Annotated in this window: 20 protein-coding genes, 1 tRNA gene and 1 pseudogene; 11 read left to right on the top strand and 11 right to left on the bottom strand. The window is 71.7% G+C overall.

Annotation, left to right across the window (positions count from 1 at the left end; all coding sequences use genetic code 11):
- The first annotated feature begins 96 nt into the window (after window positions 1-96).
- The 10 genes from IO20_RS0108010 to IO20_RS0107965 all read left to right on the top strand — a co-directional run bounded on the left by IO20_RS0108010 (window position 97) and on the right by IO20_RS0107965 (window position 11,550).
- A complete protein-coding gene (locus IO20_RS0108010) occupies window positions 97-921 on the top strand; it encodes a BRO family protein (RefSeq protein WP_030549673.1) in 825 nt (274 codons plus the stop codon).
- Between the two features lie 59 nt (window positions 922-980).
- On the top strand, window positions 981-1,877 hold the full coding sequence (locus tag IO20_RS0108005; protein ID WP_037634890.1) for a DUF2797 domain-containing protein: 897 nt from the start codon (window positions 981-983) through the stop codon (window positions 1,875-1,877).
- Window positions 1,878-2,025: 148 nt separating this feature from the next.
- Window positions 2,026-2,361 carry an antibiotic biosynthesis monooxygenase family protein gene (locus IO20_RS0108000; protein WP_030549671.1) on the top strand — a complete coding sequence of 112 codons (336 nt, stop codon included), beginning with the start codon at window positions 2,026-2,028 and terminating at the stop codon, window positions 2,359-2,361.
- A gap of 103 nt (window positions 2,362-2,464) precedes the next feature.
- A complete protein-coding gene (locus IO20_RS0107995; RefSeq protein ID WP_030549670.1) occupies window positions 2,465-3,325 on the top strand; it encodes an amidohydrolase family protein in 861 nt (286 codons plus the stop codon).
- Window positions 3,326-3,454: 129 nt separating this feature from the next.
- A complete protein-coding gene (locus IO20_RS0107990) occupies window positions 3,455-4,198 on the top strand; it encodes a response regulator transcription factor (protein WP_030549669.1) in 744 nt (247 codons plus the stop codon).
- A gap of 5 nt (window positions 4,199-4,203) precedes the next feature.
- On the top strand, window positions 4,204-5,739 hold the full coding sequence (locus tag IO20_RS0107985) for a sensor histidine kinase (RefSeq protein WP_030549668.1): 1,536 nt from the start codon (window positions 4,204-4,206) through the stop codon (window positions 5,737-5,739).
- A gap of 26 nt (window positions 5,740-5,765) precedes the next feature.
- Window positions 5,766-7,055 carry a bifunctional glycosyltransferase family 2/GtrA family protein gene (locus IO20_RS0107980; protein ID WP_051874437.1) on the top strand — a complete coding sequence of 430 codons (1,290 nt, stop codon included), beginning with the start codon at window positions 5,766-5,768 and terminating at the stop codon, window positions 7,053-7,055.
- Window positions 7,052-9,172 (top strand): ArnT family glycosyltransferase, encoded by a 2,121-nt coding sequence (locus tag IO20_RS0107975; RefSeq protein ID WP_030549666.1) that lies wholly within the window; start codon window positions 7,052-7,054, stop codon window positions 9,170-9,172. The genes IO20_RS0107980 and IO20_RS0107975 overlap by 4 nt, the downstream gene beginning before the upstream one ends.
- A gap of 73 nt (window positions 9,173-9,245) precedes the next feature.
- On the top strand, window positions 9,246-10,745 hold the full coding sequence (locus tag IO20_RS0107970; protein WP_030549665.1) for an MFS transporter: 1,500 nt from the start codon (window positions 9,246-9,248) through the stop codon (window positions 10,743-10,745).
- A 34-nt stretch (window positions 10,746-10,779) separates the two neighbouring features.
- Window positions 10,780-11,550 (top strand): TetR/AcrR family transcriptional regulator, encoded by a 771-nt coding sequence (locus IO20_RS0107965; protein WP_030549664.1) that lies wholly within the window; start codon window positions 10,780-10,782, stop codon window positions 11,548-11,550.
- Between the two features lie 102 nt (window positions 11,551-11,652).
- On the opposite strand, the pseudogene IO20_RS0107960 reads toward IO20_RS0107965, so the two are convergent.
- Window positions 11,653-13,155: pseudogene (locus IO20_RS0107960) on the bottom strand (MDR family MFS transporter); the annotation flags it as partial.
- Between the two features lie 87 nt (window positions 13,156-13,242).
- Complete coding sequence (locus tag IO20_RS0107955; protein ID WP_030549662.1) at window positions 13,243-13,686, bottom strand: MarR family winged helix-turn-helix transcriptional regulator; 444 nt, start codon at window positions 13,684-13,686, stop codon at window positions 13,243-13,245.
- Window positions 13,687-13,847: 161 nt separating this feature from the next.
- Here IO20_RS0107955 and IO20_RS0107950 point away from each other — a divergent pair, with 161 nt between their 5' ends.
- Entirely contained in the window at window positions 13,848-14,087 is a 240-nt protein-coding gene (locus IO20_RS0107950) for a hypothetical protein (RefSeq protein WP_030549661.1), read from the top strand.
- A 155-nt stretch (window positions 14,088-14,242) separates the two neighbouring features.
- Here the strand turns inward: IO20_RS0107950 and IO20_RS38340 are convergent, their stop codons facing one another.
- The 9 genes from IO20_RS38340 to IO20_RS0107905 form a co-directional block, all read right to left on the bottom strand.
- Window positions 14,243-15,019, bottom strand: coding sequence for a hypothetical protein (locus IO20_RS38340; RefSeq protein WP_245684902.1), 777 nt, complete (start codon window positions 15,017-15,019; stop codon window positions 14,243-14,245).
- A 51-nt stretch (window positions 15,020-15,070) separates the two neighbouring features.
- A complete protein-coding gene (locus IO20_RS0107940) occupies window positions 15,071-15,985 on the bottom strand; it encodes an RNA polymerase sigma factor SigF (protein WP_030204752.1) in 915 nt (304 codons plus the stop codon).
- Between the two features lie 235 nt (window positions 15,986-16,220).
- The gene (locus IO20_RS0107935; protein WP_030549659.1) at window positions 16,221-17,066 is read right to left on the bottom strand and encodes an RNA polymerase sigma factor SigF; all 846 of its coding nucleotides are present in this window, start codon (window positions 17,064-17,066) and stop codon (window positions 16,221-16,223) included.
- Window positions 17,067-17,290: 224 nt separating this feature from the next.
- Window positions 17,291-17,584, bottom strand: a complete 294-nt coding sequence (locus IO20_RS0107930; protein WP_030549658.1) for a Dabb family protein — start codon at window positions 17,582-17,584, stop codon at window positions 17,291-17,293.
- A gap of 9 nt (window positions 17,585-17,593) precedes the next feature.
- A complete protein-coding gene (locus IO20_RS40680; protein ID WP_169749513.1) occupies window positions 17,594-17,758 on the bottom strand; it encodes a hypothetical protein in 165 nt (54 codons plus the stop codon).
- A gap of 416 nt (window positions 17,759-18,174) precedes the next feature.
- Window positions 18,175-18,259 (bottom strand) — tRNA-Ser (locus tag IO20_RS0107920).
- A 67-nt stretch (window positions 18,260-18,326) separates the two neighbouring features.
- Window positions 18,327-18,755: a tRNA adenosine(34) deaminase TadA gene (gene tadA / locus IO20_RS0107915; RefSeq protein ID WP_245684898.1), complete on the bottom strand. Its 429-nt coding sequence runs from the start codon at window positions 18,753-18,755 to the stop codon at window positions 18,327-18,329.
- A gap of 104 nt (window positions 18,756-18,859) precedes the next feature.
- Window positions 18,860-19,393: a tRNA adenosine deaminase-associated protein gene (locus tag IO20_RS0107910; protein ID WP_030549656.1), complete on the bottom strand. Its 534-nt coding sequence runs from the start codon at window positions 19,391-19,393 to the stop codon at window positions 18,860-18,862.
- A gap of 295 nt (window positions 19,394-19,688) precedes the next feature.
- Entirely contained in the window at window positions 19,689-19,886 is a 198-nt protein-coding gene (locus tag IO20_RS0107905; RefSeq protein ID WP_030549655.1) for a hypothetical protein, read from the bottom strand.
- Window positions 19,887-19,977: the final 91 nt, after the last annotated feature.

Below are 19,977 nucleotides of genomic sequence, written 5' to 3'. Positions count from 1 at the left end.
AACCCGGAAAACCCTCCCCTTTTGGGTGAACCTGTCTGATTTGCATGTCAGTTGAATATGCCCTCGGCCTACCTTGCGTGGCGGAGGTGATGATCGATGGATGCGATCGACATCGATGACCTGGTGTACGCCGCCACCGGTGCGCCCCTGCGCCGGCTGACCGCGCCCGACGGAGCCCACTGGTTCCCGGTGGTGGACGTGGCGAAGAGACTCGGGTACGCGGGGACCCGGGAGGCACTGCGGACGGTGGCTCTGCCCGAGGCGTGCCTCGCGTCCGCACGGGAGGTCGTCGGAGGGGCGGACCTCTCCGGCCGGAGCGGGCTCAGGGCGTCGACGCGGATGGTGAGTCTCCAGGGGCTCGTGCAGCTCGTGGGGGCGTGCCGAAGACCGGAGGCCGGGGCCTTCCGGGCGTGGACGGGCGAGGTCATGGCGGCGGTCCAGCGGTACGGGGGGTACGGACTCGAACCCTCCCCTGCGCACACCGGTTTCGTGCTGCCGCCGGAGCTCGTCGACGTCCTCGTCCGGCTGGAGGGGCGGTTCGACGAGCGGGCCGCCGCGTACACCGAGCACACCGAGTACGCGGAGCTGCTCCGCGAGACCCGGCGGAGCCTCTCAAGGGTCGCCGACTCCCTTGAGAGGCTCTCCGTGCCCCGTCAGCGCAGCGGCGCCGCCGTCGCCCTCAGCCCGCAGGAGCTCGTCGAGTCCTGGGCGGTCACCGGGGACGTACGGACGGTCGCCACCTGCCTCGCCCCCGCCCTGATCCGGGGCGGTGTCCGCCACCGGGACCAGGACGTCACCCGGCGCACCGGGCTCTCCCGCGAGCGCGTCCGGGACTGCGTGCGGTTCCTCCTCGAACAGGGCTTCATGCGGGAGGTCGGGGGGCCCGACGCGGACGGGGCGCGGATCTACGTCCTGCCCTGAGACGTGAGATGTGAGGCGTGACGGAGACTGGGGGGAGGGAAGCGAGGAGGGCCGGGCCGGTGGAGTGGCGGTGTCGGGGGATCACCTGGAGCGGTGGGGCGCCGGGCCTGCGGTGGCAGGGCGGGAAGATCAGCCCCCTCGCGTACGGGCAGCGGCTCGCCTTCCGGGCCGTGGGGTCGCGGCGGTGCGCCGGGGCCCGCGGCAACCCCTGCCCCCTGGAGGCCGTCGTGTCCGGCCGGTCCACCGGTGGGCGGTGCGCGGAGTGCGCGCGGCTCGACCGGGCCCACTCGGTCGCCGCCGACACCTTCCTCGACGATCCCCAGCCGTACCGCGTGTACCTCGCCTGGTTCGGGCCCGGCATGACCAAGGTGGGGATCACCGCCGAGGCCCGGGGCGAGGCCCGGCTCCTCGAACAGGGCGCCGTCACGTTCAGCTGGCTGGGCCGTGGCCCCCTGATGGCCGCCCGGCGGACCGAGGAGGTGCTGCGGCAGACGCTGGGAATCCCCGACCGGGTGGCGTACGAGCGGAAGCGGGCCGCCCGGCATGCCCTGCCGCCCGCCTCGGTGCGGGCCGGCGAGGTCGAGGAGCTGCACCGGAGCGCGCGGTCGGTCGGCGGCTGGACGGAGACCCTGGAACCGCTGGAGTTCGCGCCGCGCGACCACGTCGAAGCCTTCGGCCTCGACGGGCTGCCGCCCCTCGCCGGCACCGTCTTCGAACTGGTCGACGGGGGCGCCGTCACGGGACGGCTGCTCGCCGCCGCCGGGCCCGATCTGCACCTGCTCGATCCCTTTGGTCGCTGTCTGGCCCTCGACACCCGGCTGATGGGCGGGTGGGAGCTCCGGAGCGCCGGGGAGGGCGCGTCGGGTCAGGGCGGGACGCCGGGAGCGGAGTTCTCGGTACCCGTGACGCCGGTGGCCGCCCCAGAACCCGAGAGCGCTCAGGGCGAGCTCTTCTGAGCGGCGGCGGGCGCTTCGTGCGGCGGCGGCGGGCGGTTCGCACTGCGGGGGCGGGCGCTTCGTACGGCGGCGGGCGCTTCGTAAAGTCTTGGATCCCTTTCGCCGGTCGCCGTGGACATCCCCGCCCGACCCCGGCGAGGGTGATCACATGACCCCCAAACTGGTGGCGGACATCCAACCGCCTTACTACACCGCTGTCTTCACCTCCATCCGCCCCGAGGCGCCCGAGGGCTACTCCGAGACCTCCTCCCGCATGCAGGAGATCGTCAGGGACATCCCGGGATTCCTCGGCTACGAGACCGCCCGCACTCCCGGTGGCATCGGCATCACCGTCGCCTACTTCCGGGACCTGGAGTCCCTCGACGCCTGGCGCCTCGACACCGAGCACCAGGCCGCCAAGGCGTACGGCCGGGAGCACTGGTACGACAGCTACAGCGTCCACATCGGCAAGGTCGAACGGAGCTACAGCTTTGAGCGGGAGTAGCGGGAGTAGCGGGAGTAGCGGGAGTAGCGGGAGGAGCGCGAGTGGCGCGAGGAGCGCGAGTGGCGCGAGTGGCGCGAGTGGCGAAGGCAGCGGGGGCGTCGACATCCCGGCCCTCGTCGAGCGCCTCGGTATCCCCGGGCTCGTCGACGTGCACACGCACTTCATGCCGCAGAGCGTCCTCGACAAGGTCTGGGCCTACTTCGATTCCGTCGGCCCGCTGACCGGCCTGGAGTGGCCGATCACCTACCGCGAGGAGGAGGAGCGCCGACTCGCCCTCCTGCGCGGTTTCGGGGCGGTCGCGTTCACCGCGATGCTCTACCCGCACAAGCCCGGCATGGCCGCCTGGCTGAACTCCTGGGCCGCCGACTTCGCCGCCCGGACCCCCGACTGTCTGCACACCTCGACCTTCTTCCCCGAGCCGGACGCCCACCGGTACGTCCACGAGGCGCTCGACGCCGGCGCCCGTGTCTTCAAGGTGCATCTCCAGGTCGGCGGCTTCGACCCGAACGACGCCCAGCTGGACGCCGTCTGGGGAGCCCTCGCCGACAGCGGCACCCCCGCCGTCGTCCACTGCGGCTCGGGACCCGCGCCGGGCAGGTTCACCGGTCCGGGACCCATGGGACGGCTGCTCGCCCGCCACCCCCGGCTGCGGGTGATCGTCGCGCACATGGGGATGCCGGAGTACGGCGACTTCCTCGACCTCGCCCAGCGGTACGAGGGCGTCCACCTCGACACCACCATGGCTTTCACCGACTTCAGTGAGCGGCTCGCGCCCTTCCCCGGGGCGGAGCTCAAGCGGCTCGTCGACCTGGGCGACCGGATCCTCCTCGGCTCCGACTTCCCGAACATCCCGTATCCGTACGCGCACCAGCTCCACGCCCTCGAACGCCTCGGACTCGGGGACGACTGGCTGCGACGGGTCCTCTACGAGAACGGGGCCGCGATGTTTCACGTGAAACCGTGAGCGTCCGAGTCCTCAGCCGCACCTGAGTCCTCAGCCGCACCTGCATCGTCAGCGGCACCTGAGTCCTTTCTCAGGCAATTCACAGGAAAGGGAAAGGAGGCTCTCAGCGGCGGCGGCGAGCGTGGGCGCATGACCGTCACCACACGCCGCCCCGGCACCCGCGCCGACATGCTCCGTGCCGACGGCACCGCCGTCCGCGTCCTCGTCGTCGACGACGAGGCCTCGCTCGCCGAGCTCCTCTCCATGGCCCTGCGGTACGAGGGCTGGCAGGTGCGGAGCGCCGGGGACGGAGCCGCCGCCCTGCGTTCCGTCCGTGAGTTCCGCCCCGACGCCGTGATCCTCGACGTGATGCTCCCCGACGCCGACGGGCTCAGCCTGCTGGGCTCGATCCGGCGTGAGCTGCCGGACGTCCCCGTGCTGTTCCTGACGGCGAAGGACGCCGTCGAGGACCGGATCGCCGGGCTCACCGCCGGCGGCGACGACTACGTCACCAAGCCCTTCAGCCTGGAGGAGGTCGTCGCCCGGCTGCGCGGCCTCATCCGCAGGTCGGGGGCCGCCCAGGCGCGCAGCGAGTCGCTGCTCGTCGTCGGTGACCTGACCCTCGACGAGGACAGCCACGACGTCACCCGGGGCGGGGATTCGATCCACCTGACCGCCACCGAGTTCGAGCTGCTGCGCTACCTCATGCGCAATCCGCGACGGGTCCTCAGCAAGGCGCAGATCCTCGACCGCGTCTGGTCGTACGACTTCGGCGGTCAGGCCAACGTCGTCGAGCTCTACATCTCCTACCTGCGTCGGAAGATCGACGCGGGCCGCGCGCCGATGATCCACACCCGGCGCGGAGCCGGATATCTGATCAAGCCGGGCGAGTAGCGCCGGTGTTCCGACGTGCACGGCGGCGACCGTGGTCGCTGCGCACCCGGCTCGTCGTCTCGGCGGTCGCGCTGATCGCGGTCGTCGCGGCCGTCATCGGCACGGTCACGACGATCGCGTTCCGCTCGTACCTGTACGACCGGGCCGACGAGCAGGTCCGTACGGTCTCCAACCGGGCCGCGGGCCCGCCGGTCTCCCTGGGTCTCCGGCCCGAACCGGGCGGTGGCCAGGACCCCCTCGGGTTCGTGGTGGGGCCCGGCATACCGACCGGCGCCCTCGGAGCGGTCCTGGTGGACGGTGAACTCGCCTCGGCAGGGTACTCGGCGGAGGCCGATACCGAGGCCGGCGGCCTGTACGGGCGGAACGTCCGGACCGAACTCGACGCGGCCCAGCGCGCCGCGCTCGCCGCCGTCCCCCGCGACGGGGACCCGCACACCGTCGAGCTGCCCCGCCTCGGCTCGTACCGGGTCGAGTACGCGGAGGGCAGTCACGGCACCTTCCTCAGCGGCATCCCGCTCACCGAGGTCGAGGACGCCCTCTCCACCCTCGTCCTCGTCGAACTGAGCGTCACCGGCGCCGGCCTCGTCGCGGCCTCGCTCGCCGGGACCGTGCTCGTCGGGGTGGCCCTGCGGCCGCTGCGGCGCGTCGCCGCCCTCGCGGGTCAGGTCGCCAAGCTGCCGCTGCACAGCGGCGAGGTGGCGCTCCACCAGCGGGTCCCGGAGACGGAGGCCGATCCCCGGACCGAGGTGGGCCAGGTCGGCGCAGCCATCAACCGGATGCTCGACCACGTCCACTCGGCGCTCGACGCCCGCCAGCAGAGCGAGACCCGGGTCCGGCAGTTCGTGGCGGACGCCAGCCATGAACTGCGCACCCCGCTGGCCTCGATCCGGGGATACGCGGAGCTGACCCGGCGAGGCCGTGAGGAGTGCGGGCCCGACACCCGGCACGCGCTCGGCCGGATCGAGTCCGAGGCGACCCGGATGACCGGCCTGGTGGAGGACCTGCTGCTGCTCGCCCGGCTCGACGCGGGGCGCCCGCTCTCGTACGAGACCACGGACCTCGTCCCCCTCGTCGTGGACGCCGTCAGCGACGCCCGCGCCGCCGGGCCCGAGCACCACTGGCGCCTCGAACTCCCCGGACCCGCCACGGACCACACGGCCGTACGGGCCGACGGTGCCCGCCTCCAGCAGGTCCTCGTCAACCTCCTCGCCAACGCCCGTACCCACACCCCGCCCGGTACGAAGGTCACCGCCCGCGTCCGTACGGAGGCCGGGGCGGCGGTCGTCGACATCGAGGACGACGGGCCGGGCATCCCGGCCGCGCTCCTGCCCACCGTCTTCGAGCGGTTCGCGCGCGGCGACGCCTCCCGTTCCCGGCACGCCGGATCCACCGGCCTCGGGCTTGCCATCGTGCGCGCGGTCGTCCTCGCGCACGGCGGCGAGGTGGGCGTCGAAAGCGCCCCCGGCCGGACCGTCTTCACCGTCCGGCTCCCTGAAGGCGCGGACTCACAGCCAGGGCACAGGCGCATCACACAGCCGTGACAGCGGGCCCGGCGAGTGTCGTCGGCATGCGAACCCCAACGATCGCGGGTCCCCCGTCCGTGGCCTCCGGAAGGTCCGACGCCCTCCCCGCCCGGGAGCACCTGCCGGTGAACATCGCCGGACGGCCCGTCCTGGACGTGGTGATTCCCGTCTACAACGAGGAGAAGGACCTGGAGCCGTGCGTCCGCCGCCTCCACGAGCACCTCCTGCGGACCTTCCCCTACGGCTTCCGCATCACCGTCGCCGACAACGCCTCCACCGACACCACCCCCGCCGTCGCCGCCGGCCTCGCCGCCGAGGTGCCCGAGGTGTGCTCCGTACGACTGGAGGAGAAGGGGCGCGGCCGGGCGCTGCGGACCGTGTGGTCGGGCTCGGACGCGCCCGTCCTCGCCTACATGGACGTGGACCTGTCCACCGACCTGAACGCCCTGCTGCCGCTGGTGGCGCCGCTCATCTCCGGTCACTCCGACCTGGCGATCGGTTCGCGGCTCGCCCGCTCCTCGCGGGTGGTGCGCGGCCCGAAGCGCGAGTTCATCTCGCGCGCCTACAACCTGATCCTGCGTGGCTCGCTCGCCGCCCGGTTCTCCGACGCGCAGTGCGGGTTCAAGGCGATACGGCGGGACGTCGCCGAGCGGCTGCTCCCGATGGTGGAGGACACCGGCTGGTTCTTCGACACCGAGATGCTGGTCCTCGCCGAGCGGGCCGGTCTGCGCATCCACGAGGTGCCGGTCGACTGGGTCGACGACCCCGACTCGACCGTGCACATCGTGAGGACGGCGACCGAGGACCTGAAGGGCGTGTGGCGGGTCGGGCGGGCGCTCGCGACCGGCTCGCTGCCCCTCGACCGGCTCGCCAGGCCCTTCGGGGACGACCCCAGGGACCGCGAACTCACCGGTGTGCCCGGCGGGCTCGCCCGTCAGCTGGTCGGCTTCTGCGTGGTCGGAGCCCTGTCGACGCTCTTCTACCTGGCGCTCTACTCGCTCTTCCGGCTCGGTGTCGGCCCGCAGGCCGCCAACGCCGCAGCCCTCCTCGTCTCGGCCGTCGCGAACACGGCGGCCAACCGGCGCCTCACCTTCGGGGTGCGCGGCCGGGACCGGGCCGTCCGCCACCAGGCGCAGGGGCTCGTCGTCTTCGCCATCGGCCTGGCCCTGACCAGCGGTTCGCTCGCCGCCCTCGGCGCGGCGTCCGGCGATCCGGCGCACTCCACGGAGCTCGCCGTCCTGATCGTCGCCAACCTCGCCGCGACCGTCCTCCGCTTCCTCCTCTTCCGGCTCTGGGTCTTCCCGGACCGCGTCCCCTCAAGGAACGAACGATGACCTCCCTGTCCACCGCCGTCCATGCCGCGCCCCGCGCCGGCCGGCTCGCCCGGCTGCGGCGCGGGCGCGCCGAGGACGCCCCCTGGGTGCGGCCCGCCTTCCTCGGCCTGCTCGCCGTGACCACCGCGCTCTACCTCTGGAACCTGAGCGCGTCCGGCTATGCCAACTCCTTCTACTCGGCCGCCGTGCAGGCGGGCGGCGAGAGCTGGAAGGCCTTCTTCTTCGGCTCCCTCGACTCCGCCAACGCCATCACCGTCGACAAGCCGCCGGCCGCGCTCTGGCCGATGGCCCTGTCCGTCCGCCTCTTCGGCCTCGGGACCTGGCAGATCCTCGTGCCCGAGGTGCTGATGGGTGTCGGCACGGTCGCCGTGCTCTACGCGGCCGTACGGCGCCGGTTCGGCGCGGGCGCCGGTCTGATCGCGGGGGCGGTCCTCGCGCTGACGCCCGTCGCCGCGCTGATGTTCCGCTTCAACAACCCGGACGCGCTGCTCGCCCTGCTCATGACGGTCGCCGTCCACTGCGTGCTGCGCGCGATGGAACACGACAAGGGCGCGGCCAGGTGGCTGGTGTGGGCCGGGGTCGCCCTCGGCTTCGCGTTCCTCGCGAAGACCCTGCAGGCCTTCCTGATCCTGCCGTCGCTCGCGCTCGTGTACGCGGTGTGCGCGCCCGGCGGGTTCGGGCGGCGGCTCGGCCGGCTCGCCCTGGGCGGGCTCGCGATGGTCGCGTCGGCGGGCTGGTGGGTGGCCGTGGTCGAGCTGTGGACGGCGTCCTCCCGCCCGTACGTCGGAGGCTCGCAGAACAACAGCTTCCTGGAGCTGACCTTCGGCTACAACGGCCTCGGCCGGATCAACGGCAACGAGACCGGCAGCGTCGGCGGCGGGGGAGGCGGTGGTGGTGGTGGCCGGTGGGGTGAGACAGGGATCGGCCGGATGTTCAACGACTCCGTCGGCGGCCAGATCTCCTGGCTGCTCCCGGCCGCGCTGATCCTGCTCGTCGCGGGGCTCGTCGTCACCTGGCGGGCGCCCCGGACGGACACGGCGCGCTCCGCGTTCCTGGTGTGGGGCGGCTCGCTGCTGATCACGCTCGCCGTGTTCAGCTTCATGGCCGGCATCTTCCACGAGTACTACACGGTGGCCCTGGCCCCGTATCTCGCGGCGCTCGTCGGCATGGGCGCGGCCGTGCTGTGGGAGGAACGCACCCGGTGGCTCGCCTCGGCGACGCTCGCGGTGACGACGGCCGTGACGGCCTGGTGGGCCTGCACCCTGCTCGGACGTACGCCGGAGTGGCTGCCGTGGCTGCGCTGGGCGGTCCTGGTCGCGGGCGCGGTGGCCGCGCTCGGGCTGCTGTTCGCGGGGCGGGTGGACCGACGGCTCGGCCTCGGCCTTGCGGGCCTCGGCCTGGCGGCGGGACTCGCGGGGCCGTTCGCGTACACCCTGGCGACGGTGGACTCGGCCCACCAGGGCTCGATCGTGACGGCCGGCCCGGCGGGCGCGGGCTTCGGCGGCATGCGCGGCGGACCCGGCGGGGGCCGGGACGCCGGCATGCGGATGCTGTACGGCCCGCCGGGCGCGGCCCGGGCCCCCGGTGGCCAGGCCCCGGGCCGGACGCAGATGCAGCCCCCCGGCGGCCAGGGCCAGGGCCAGATGCCTCCAGGCCAGGGCTTCATGCCCCCGGGCCAGGCCCAGCCGCCCGGCACCACCGGCGGTGAGCGGGGCGGCATGGGCGGCGCGATGGGCGGTCTCCTCAACGGGGCAAGCGTCGGTACGGAGGCGAAGGCGGCCCTGCTCAAGGACGCCGACGACTACACCTGGGTCGCCGCCGCGGTGGGTTCCCAGAACGCGGCCGGCTACCAGCTGGCCACCGAGAAGCCCGTCATGGCGATCGGCGGCTTCAACGGCACCGACCCGTCCCCGACGCTCGACCAGTTCAAGCGGTACGTCGCCGAGGGGAAGATCCACTACTTCATCTCATCGGGCGGCGGCAGCGGCGAAGGCGCCATGACCGGCCCCATGGGCGGAAACGGCACCAGCGCCGAGATCACCGCCTGGGTCCAGGCCACCTTCGAGCAGGTGACCGTCGGCAGCTCCACCTTCTACGACCTGACCTCTGCCGAATAATTCCTATACACCGTACGAGAGACCCTTGTACGGTGTACGAGACCCAGTCCCGTACACCGTACAAGGAGTGCCTATGACCGCCACCGGCGGCCACCCGCAGCGCTGGCTGATCCTCGGCGTCATCTGCCTCGCCCAGCTCACCGTGCTGCTCGACAACACCGTGCTCAGCGTCGCCATCCCCGCGCTGACGACCGAGCTCCACGCCTCCACCAGCGACATCCAGTGGATGATCAACGCCTACTCGCTGGTCCAGTCCGGCCTGCTCCTCACCGCGGGCAACGCCGCCGACCGCTACGGGCGCAAGAAGCTGCTCGCCGCCGGTCTCGCGCTCTTCGGCCTCGGCTCGCTCGCCGCGGGACTGGCCGAGACCACCGGCCAGCTGATCGCCGCCCGCGCGGGCATGGGCGTCGGCGGGGCGCTCCTCATGACCACCACCCTCGCCGTCGTCATGCAGATCTTCGACGACTCCGAGCGGGTCAAGGCCATCGCGCTCTGGGCCACCGTCAGTTCGCTCGGCTTCGCCGCCGGGCCGCTCATCGGCGGTGTCATCATCGAGCACTTCTGGTGGGGAATGATCTTCCTGATCAACATCCCGGTGGCGCTGATCGGTCTGGTCGCCGTCCTCAAGCTCGTACCGGAGTCGAAGAACCCCCAGGGCGACCGCCCCGATCTGATCGGCGCGCTGCTCTCCACGATCGGCATGACCGCCGCCGTGTACGCGATCATCACGGGTCCCGAGCACGGCTGGACCTCCGCCGAGGTGCTCGTCCCGGCCGCGATCGGGCTCGTGGTCCTCGCCGCCTTCGCGGTGTGGGAGCTGCGTGTGCCGTACCCGATGCTCGACATGCACTTCTTCCGGAACCAGAAGTTCGTCGGCGCCGTCGCCGGCGCGATCCTGGTCATGTTCGGCATGGGCGGCTCGCTCTTCCTCCTCACCCAGCACCTGCAGTTCGTCCTCGGTTACGCGCCGCTCGAAGCCGGTCTGCGGATGGCCCCGCTCGCGCTGACCGTCGTCGTGCTCAACCTCAGCGGCGTCGGGCCGCGGATCGTGATGAAGCTCGGCACCCCGCCGACCGTGGCCGTCGGCATGACGCTGGTCGCGGCCGGGCTCGGCTCGATCGCCGTGATCGGCGGCGGCACGGACGGCACCTACTGGGGCATGCTCCTCGGCCTGGTCCTGATGGGCATCGGCCTCGCCGTCTCCAACCCGGCCATGGCCAACGCGATCATGAGCGCGATCCCGCCGGAGAAGGCGGGCGTGGGCGCCGGCATCAACGGAACCCTCGCCGAGTTCGGCAACGGCCTCGGCGTCGCCGTCCTCGGCGCCGTCCTCAACGCCCGCTTCGCCGCGCTCGTCGCCGTGACCGCGACCTCACTGCCCGCGGCCCTCGCCGCTGCCGGGAGCGACGCCGAACGGGCCGCCATCTCCGACGCGTTCGCCTCCGGCCTCCAGACCAGCCAGCTGGTGGGCGCCGTCGCCGTCTTCGCCGGCGGACTGCTCGCCGCGGCCCTGCTCAAGCGGGCCGAGCGGACGGAGAAGACCCTGGCGGCCGAGCAGCCGGTCGCTGCCTAGCATGGTCACGGACGACTGACAGACGGAGGACGCGATGGTCAAGGCAGCCGATCGGGCCAAGAACCCGGCGCGTTCCAGCGTCTGGCTGGAGAACCGGGCCGCCCGTGGCGGAGGCGGCCCGGCCGGGCTGGACCGGGACCGGATCGTCGCCGCGGCGATCCGGATGCTCGACGAGGAGGGCCTGGCCGGTCTGTCGATGCGCAAGCTCGCGGCGGAGCTGAAGGTCACCGCGATGTCCCTGTACTGGTACGTGGACACCAAGGACGACATCATCGAGTTCGCCATGGACAGCGTGTACGGCGAGTTCGACCTCGCGGCGATCGACGCCGCCGACGGCTGGCGGGACATGATCCGGGTGCTCGCCCTGGAGTACCGCCGGATGCTGGTCCGCCACCCGTGGATGTCGCCGAGCGCCGGGCAGTACCTGAACATCGGCCCGCACGCGATCGCCGTCGGCGGCAAGATCCAGGAGGCGATCGGGGGCACCGGCCTGCCGATCGACCGTCAGCCCAGTGCGACCTCGGCCGTCTTCCAGTTCGTCTACGGCTACGGGACGATCGAGTCCCAGTTCGGGCGGCGTGCGGCGGAGGCCGGGATGTCGCAGGACGACTTCTACGTGGAGTCCGTCAAGGCCTTCCGTGACAATCCGGGCTTCGCGGAGGCCATCGAACCCATGGCGGAGATCCTCGACGTGCGGGCGTCGCAGGGCAGCGTCAGCGCCATCTGGGACCGCGACTTCGCCTACGCCCTGGATGTCCTGGTCGCCGGCATCGAGGCCATGGTTTCACGTGAAACCGGAACATGACGGAGCGGCGGGCCGTCCCCTGCCCGCCGCTCCGTACCCGACCCGGCCGCGCCTCCGCTCGAAGCGCGGCCGGGAGCTTTTCTAACCCTCCTCGGAGCCCTTCGCCGAGCTGCTCTTCAGCGCGACCTCCTTGATGAACAGCGTCACCACGAAGGCGAGCAGCGCGAACGGCGCCGAGTAGAGGAAGACATCGGCGACACCGTGTCCGTACGCGTCCTCCATGACCGTACGGATCGGGGCCGGGAGCTTGTCCATGTCGGGGATGGAGCCGCCCGAGCCGCCCTGGCCCATGGCGCCCGCGGCCTTCGGACCGAGTTCGGCCAGGCCTTCCTTGACGTAGCTGGTGACCCGGTGGGCCATGACCGCGCCGAGCGCCGAGACACCGATCGCACCGCCGAGGGAGCGGAAGAAGGTGACGACGGAGGAGGCGGCACCGAGGTCGGCGGGGGCCACCTGGTTCTGGGTGCAGAGCACGAGGTTCTGCATCATCATGCCGAGGCCGAGGCCGAGGACCGCCATGAACAGCGCGATGTGCCAGTACGCCGTGTCGTAGCGGATCGTGCCGAGCAGGCCGAGTCCGCCGGCGGCGAGGGCGCCACCGCTGACCAGCCACGCCTTCCACCTGCCGGTCTTGGTGATGACCAGGCCGGAGACGGTGGACGAGACGAAGAGGCCCGCGATCATCGGGATGGTGAGGACGCCGGACATCGTCGGCGACTCGTTCCGCGCCAGCTGGAAGTACTGGCTGAAGAAGACCGTGCCGGCGAACATCGCCACACCCACGAAGAGCGAGGCGAGCGAGGCGAGGGTGATGGTGCGGTTGCGGAAGAGGCGGAGCGGGATGATCGGCTCGCTCGCCTTCGACTCGACGAGGACGAAGATCCCGCCGAGGGCGACCGCGCCGAGCACCATCACGGCCGTCTGCCAGGACATCCAGTCGTACTTGTCACCGGCGAAGGTGACCCAGATGAGGAGCAGGGAGACGGCGGCGCTGATGAAGAGGGCACCGGCCCAGTCGACCTTCACCTGGCGCTTCACGACGGGGAGCTTGAGGGTCTTCTGCAGGACGACGAGCGCGAAGATCGCGAACGGGACGCCGACGTAGAAGCACCAGCGCCAGCCGAGCCAGTCGGTGTCGGTGATGACGCCGCCGAGCAGCGGGCCGCCGACGGTGGCGACGGCGAAGGTCGCGCCCAGGTAGCCGCTGTACCGGCCGCGCTCACGCGGGGCGATCATCGCGGCCAGGATGATCTGGGAGAGGGCGGTCAGACCGCCGACGCCGATGCCCTGCACGACACGGCAGACGATGAGCATGCCGGTGCTCTGCGAAAGACCGGCCACGATCGAGCCGGCGACGTAGATGACCAGGGCTATCTGGACGAGCAGCTTCTTGGAGAAGAGGTCCGCGAGCTTGCCCCAGAGCGGGGTGGTCGCGGTCATCGAGAGCAGTGCGGCGGTGACCACCCAGGTGTACGCGGACTGGCCGCCGCCCAGGTCGGTGATGATCTGGGGGAGGGCGTTGGAGACGATCGTCGAGGACAGGATGGCGACGAACATGCCGAGCAGCAGCCCGGACAGCGCCTCCATGATCTGCTTGTGCGTCATCGGGGCGGTCTCGCCGCCGCCGGTGCCGGTGAGACCGTCCCGCACCCCGGTGTCGGGCGTGGTCGTAGCCATGGACTTCCTTTGTTCTCAAGCGTGGTGGGCCCGGCAGTCCCCGAAGGAGTCGCGGAGGCGGGCGAGCAGGTGGGCGAGGAGTTCGACGTCGTCGTCGGACCACTCCGCGAGGTGGCGGGAGAAGGCCTCGGTGACCCGGCGGTCGAGTTCGCCGAGCATCGCGTGGCCCGGCTCCGTGAGCCGGAGGATGCGCGAGCGCCGGTCGTCCGGGTCGGGCAGGCGCTCGATCCAGCCGTGTTCCACGGTGTGGGCCACATGGCGGCTGCACACGGACATGTCGACCGCCATGAGTTCGGCGAGCCGGCTCATCCGCATGTCGCCGTGGTGCTTGACCAGGGCGAGCACGGCCGCCGAGCCGCCCTGGCATTCCACGGGCAGGGCGCGGGCCAGCCCGCGTTTCACGGCGCCGATCGCGCTCACCGAGCGGGCGAGTTCCTCGTACCGGCTCCGTGTCTTCATCGGCCACCCTCCGGACCATCTTGTTGCTTAGGGCAACCATAGAGATGGATGGTTGCTCCAGGCAAACTAAATCGGTCAAACGGCGCTAAAGAATCGGCAAAGGAGCGCGGGGCGGCTGAAGGGTTGGGGGCCCTGCCCCGACTTCGCTAGGGTCCTGGCCCATGGCACACAACCCCCAAGCACCGTACGGCCAGGGCCAGGGCCCCCAGGGGCAGAGCCCCGAGGGTTACGACCCCGCCGGCAACACGCAGATGTTCCGCGCCTTCGTCGACGAGGGTGCTCCGCAGCAGCGGCAGCCGCAGGCCGTCGCGGCCTCGGGCGGCCCCCGGGTCGGCCTGATCGTCGGCGTGGTCGCGGTGGTCGTCGTCCTGGCGGCCGTCGCCTGGCTGGCCCTCGGCTGACACTCGTACCCCGCACAAGCAAGGTGGGCCGGCTCCGCGTCACGCGGACCCGGCCCATCGCTTTCGCGTCACGCGGACCCGGCCCGTCGCTTTCGCGTCACGCGGACCCGGCCCATCGCTTTCGCGTCGCGCGGACCCGGCCCATCGCTTTCGCGTCACTGCCAGGTGGCGGTGACCTGACGGGTGTCGATCCGCATTCCCAGCGGCACCCGCCAGGAGTCCACGCACACGGTGTACGTCTCCGTCCTGGCCGCCCCGGCGGCGATCGGCGCGGGCAGCGGCCGGCTGGAGGTGAGGGTCGCCCAGTCGACGCCGAGCGCGCCGATGACGTGCGTGGCGAAGGTGACCGTGCCCGACCGTGCCGCCGTGCCGCCGCTGTTCCGGAAGGTGACCGTCACCCGCTCGCACCACCGCCGGTCGCCGTCCGCGAGCACGGGCGCGGAGACGGTGAGCAGGGCGGGCGCGGGAGTAGGCGCCGGGGCGGGAGGGGGAGTAGAGGTCGGCGACGGTGCCGGTCCGCCGGTGCCGGGCCTGGGCCCGGGAGTCGTGGAAGGGGTACGGGACGGGGTGCTGCCGCCGGTCACGGGAGCCGTACCGTCGCTGCCGGCGCCGGGCCGGTCCGGGGGCGACGTCGGTCCCACCCCCGGGGCCGTCACCGTGTCCGTAGGGGGAGGCGCAGGGGTACCGGTGGAGGAGGAGGCCGGTGGCACGGGTGAAGGCGACGACGTGCTGGACGTCGTCTCGCCGGCCGTGGGGCCGTCCAGGGGGATCAGGGTGACCGCGCCCGAGGGGGTGGCCGCACCCTTCGGGGAGGGGCCGGCGCCGACCGCCGCGTACCCCTCGCCGTCTCCTCCGCCGCCACAGGCGGTCAGCGCTCCACCGAGGCAGAGCGCCACCACGACGAGTCCCGGTCCCGGCTTCGTTGGCCTCATGGCCACCAGTGTGGCTGACGAACCGTCAGTAAAGCCGGGCTTTCAGGGAAGTCAGTCGGCGATGAGGCCCTCGCGCAGCTGGGCGAGGGTGCGGGTGAGCAGCCGCGAGACGTGCATCTGGGAGATGCCGACCTCCTCGCCGATCTGCGACTGGGTCATGTTGGCGAAGAAGCGCAGCATGATGATCTGCCGCTCCCGGGGCGGGAGTTTGGCGAGCAGCGGCTTGAGCGACTCCCGGTACTCGACGCCTTCGAGCGCCGTGTCCTCGTAGCCGAGGCGGTCGGCGAGCGAGCCCTCGCCGCCGTCGTCCTCGGGCGAGGGGGAGTCGAGCGACGAGGCGGTGTACGCGTTGCCCACGGCGAGGCCGTCGACGACGTCCTCCTCGGACACCCCGAGCACGGCCGCGAGTTCGGGCACGGTGGGGGAGCGGTCCAGCTTCTGGGCCAGCTCGTCGCTCGCCTTGGTCAGCGCGAGCCGCAGCTCCTGGAGGCGGCGCGGCACCCGCACCGACCAGGAGGTGTCCCGGAAGAAGCGCTTGATCTCGCCGACGACCGTCGGCATCGCGAACGTCGGGAACTCGACGCCCCGTTCGCAGTCGAAGCGGTCGATCGCCTTGATCAGGCCGATGGTGCCGACCTGGACGATGTCCTCCATCGGCTCGTTGCGCGAGCGGAAGCGGGCCGCCGCGTACCGCACGAGGGGGAGGTTGAGCTCGATGAGGGTGTCGCGGACGTAGGTCCGCTCCGGGCTGTCCGCGGCGGCGCCTTCGGTGTCGAGGGCGCGCAGCCGCAGGAAGAGGGAGCGGGAGAGGGTGCGCGTGTCGAGGGCGCCCGAGGTGACGACCATCGGCGGAGGCGCGGTGTCGGGCGTCTCCGTGCTGTCGGTCGCGGTCGGCGCCGTCGTCTGCGTGGGCACGGGAACGGGCGTGAGCGTGAGCACCTTCGAGCTGCCCAGTTCTGTGGACATGCCACCCCCTTGAGGTCGCGGACGGTCGCGGTGGCCGCGACCATCTGAGGAACGCAGCCTCCACCTGAATACCGGCGGCGGGGCTGCGGCAAACTCGGTTCCTGCAGAATGTCACATGTCGGCAACACGCTGTAGTGACTTGTCGACAAGAAGAGGGGGCATTTCCGCAGGAAACAAGGGGTGTACGGCATTTGGGGTGCCGGAGAACTGCTCCGAACCGGTCTACCCGTTTCGGTTACGCCTCGATCCTGTTTGCGGATCTCAAACGCGCGAAGCTGCGGGCGAGGAGCCTTGACACATGCATCTGGGAGACGCCCAGTTCCTGGCTGATCTGGGACTGCGTCAGATTGCTGTAGTAGCGCAGCATCAGGATCCGCTGCTCCCGCTCGGGCAGTTGGACGAGCAGGTGCCGGACGAGGTCGCGGTGCTCGACACCGGCGAGGGCGGGGTCCTCGTAGCCGAGCCTGTCGAGCAGTCCCGGCAGCCCGTCGCCCTCCTGTGCGGCCTCGAGGGAGGTGGCGTGGTACGAGCGTCCCGCCTCGATGCAGGCGAGCACCTCGTCCTCGCCGATCCGCAGCCGCTCGGCGATCTCGGCGGTGGTGGGCGAGCGGCCGTGAGCGGTCGTCAGGTCCTCGGTGGCGCCGTTGACCTGGACCCAGAGCTCATGGAGTCGGCGCGGCACGTGCACGGTGCGCACGTTGTCGCGGAAGTACCGCTTGATCTCGCCGACGACCGTCGGCATGGCGAAGGTCGGGAACTGCACGCCCCGGTCGGGGTCGAAGCGGTCGATGGCGTTGATCAGGCCGATGGTGCCGACCTGGACGACGTCCTCCATCGGCTCGTTGCGCGAGCGGAAGCGGGCCGCCGCGTACCGCACGAGCGGCAGGTTGGCCTCGATGAGGGCCCCGCGCACCCGGTGGTGCTCCGGAGTGCCCGGCTCCAGGTTCTTGAGCTGCCCGAAGAGCACCTGGGTGAGGGCGCGGGTGTCGGCGCCGCGGGTGCTCTGGGGGCGGGGGCGCGGGGTCTCCACGCCGCCTGCCTCGTGCTGGGGCGGGACTTGAGGCGCTGTACTGGCCGGCACGTTCACGCCACCCCTTTGGCTGGTCTTGCTGGTCGACTGAGTCAACTACGGTCAACTCATCCATCAAAAGCGGTCATAGCATCACAAGACATGTCCACTGTGTGCAAGCACCGCATAGTGACGTGTTGAGGGCATGATGGCGGAAAAAGGGGAGGTCACACACCAGGTCACACACCGAAAAAGCCCCCCGCCTCGACGGCAGGGGGCCTCAGGGCGAACGAGGACTAGAAGGCGTAGTCCGCGATCACCCAGGTCGCGAACTCGCGCCACTGGGCCACACCGGCCTGGTGCGCGGGGTGGTCCAGGTAGCGCTGGAGCGCGTCCGTGTCCTCGACGGCCGAGTTGATGGCGAAGTCGTACGCGATCGGCCGGTCCGTGATGTTCCAGTCGCACTCCCAGAACCGCAGCTCCGGAATCTGCCCACCGAGCGCGCGGAACGCCTCGACGCCGGCCACGACGCGCGGCTCGTCACGGGCGACGCCCTCGTCGAGCTTGAAGAGGACCAGATGGCGGATCACGGAGGGCTCCTAATTGATGAGTTCGGTCATGAACTCGCCGACACCCTGGGCGGCGCTGGCTATGCCCTCGAACCCTACGCCCACGAGGTCGGCCGCCCGCTCGGGGGAGTTGATGATCGTGTACAGCACAAAGACCACGACCGCGTACAACGCGACCTTCTTCGCTTGCGCCATTGCCCAGCCCTCCCCTGTTCCCCCGCCGTACGCCCGCGCCACTCTAACCGAGGCCTTATGGACCAAGGACCCGGAGATCGAGGCCTTTTGCCGCCCCCCGGAAGGGTGAAGGGCGAGCAGGATGGATGTCGAGCCCGGCGGATCTGGCAGGAATCGGCAGGGCTCCCTGGAACCGGCCCGCACTGCGGGGTCCGCGCCGCGAGCTTCCCCCTGACTGCGGCGCAGGACTGGTAGGACCGGTTCTCATCGGGGGGAGCGGCTTGTCCCCCCGATGCCGCTCCCCCCGTCCTACGGAGAAGGCCCCGGCCGCGCCACGCGCGCGTACCGGGGCCTTCTCCGTACCGGCCCTGCGCTGCCAGGGGTACGGGGATACGCCGAAGGGCCCGGTGCTGATGCACCGGGCCCTTCGATCGAAGCGGTAGCGGAGGGATTTGAACCCTCGGTGACTTGCGCCACACTCGCTTTCGAGGCGAGCTCCTTCGGCCGCTCGGACACGCTACCGAGAGAGAGCTTAGCCGAAAGTGCCGCCGCGATGAAATCCGTATCCCCGAGGAGGTCAGGAGGGGGTTCAGCGGGTGCGGAAGAAGGCCGTCAGCTGCTCCGCGCACTCCTCGCCGAGCACGCCGTGGATCACCTCGGGGCGGTGGTTCAGCCGGCGGTCCCGTACGAGGTCCCAGAGCGAACCCGCCGCGCCCGCCTTCTCGTCCACGGCGCCGAACACCACCCGCTCGACCCGAGACTGGACGAGCGCGCCCGCGCACATGACGCACGGCTCCAGGGTCACGACGAGCGTGCACCCCGTCAGGCGCCACTCCCCGGTCGCGGCGGCCGCCCGGCGGAGGGCGAGGATCTCGGCGTGCGCCGTGGGGTCGCCGACCGCCTCCCGCTCGTTGTGCGCGCGGGCGAGCACCGAGCCGTCGGGGGCGAGCACCACCGCGCCGACCGGTACGTCACCGGCCGACACGGCCGCGTCGGCCTCGGCGAGAGCGAGCCGCATGGCGTCCCGCCAGGGGTCCCGGACGGGATCGGCCGCCACCGGGCCGCCGAGCGGCTCGCTCGTCGGCCCGCTCCTCGGGTCGGGGCCGGGTACCGCGTGTGTCACTAGCGGACGGCCTCCAGGACCTCGGCCGCGCCCAGCGCGTCCGCGATCTCCGCGAGCGCGTCGCTCTCCAGCGCGAGGAGGTCGGCCGGGGGCATGCCCAGGTCCGCCAGGATCAGCCGGTCGCCGACCGGAGCGGCCGGCACGGCCTCGGCGGCCACGCTCGTGTCCTCGTCCTCGTCCGGGACGCCGTCGAGCGGCTCCCCGTCCTCCGTACCGTCCAGGTCCAGCGACTCGAGCTCGTCGACGATGTCGTCCAGGTCGTCGCCGAGGATCTCCCGGGTGAGGATCTCCCCGTACGAGGAACGGGCGGCGGCGGCGCCGTCCGAGACGTAGATACGAGGGTCTTCCTCACCCTCGATCCGTACGATCCCGAACCACGCGTCCTCCTGCTCGATGAAGACGATCACCGTGTCGTCGTCCGAGGCCTCGCGGGCAAGCTCGGTCAGATCCGACAGGGTCTCCACGTCGTCGAGCTCCGTGTCGCTCGCTTCCCACCCGTCTTCGGTGCGCGCGAGCAGTGCGGCGAAGTACACCTGACTCTCTCCCACTGATCAGAGGTGTGACGTTCCGGCGGCGCGCTCCTGATGCCCGCCCAATCGGCATCGTGACAGAAACGGCGCCCGCAGGAGAGGTCTTCTGCTCTTGCGTCGTGCATCAGTCTGAACGACCCCGCGATCGGGTGGGCGTACGACCCCGGCGCGCGCAGGGGGCGCACAGCGGGCCCGACCGGAGCCGCTCACCAGCGGAGAGGCGGGAGAGGGGGGCGGGACGGGCGTGGCGGGCGGGCGGACCCGAAGGGCTGGACGGGCGTGGCGGCTCCGGCGGGCCTCACCAGCGGAAGGTGCGCATCCGCATCGCCTGGCGCATCCGGGCCGCCCGCGCGCGCCGCGGCTGGACGCGCTCGCGCAGCGCCTTGGCCTCGTTCAGCTCGCGCAGGAACTGGGCGCGGCGCCTGCGGCGCTCCGCGTCGGTCTCCGGGCGAGGCTCCTCTGGGGGCTCGCCACGCTTCTTCGCAAGGTCGGGCATCGGACACTCCACCCCATCGCTGGGTCCCCGTGCCACCCACCTTCCCCCAGCGGCGTGGGTCGACGCCAGTGCGCGGCGGGCTACTGTTGAG

Source organism: Streptomyces exfoliatus (genome assembly GCF_000725545.1).
GTDB lineage: Bacteria > Actinomycetota > Actinomycetes > Streptomycetales > Streptomycetaceae > Streptomyces > Streptomyces exfoliatus.
Note: the sequence above shows the minus strand (reverse complement) of the source record. Positions and strands in the feature narration are given on the sequence as shown.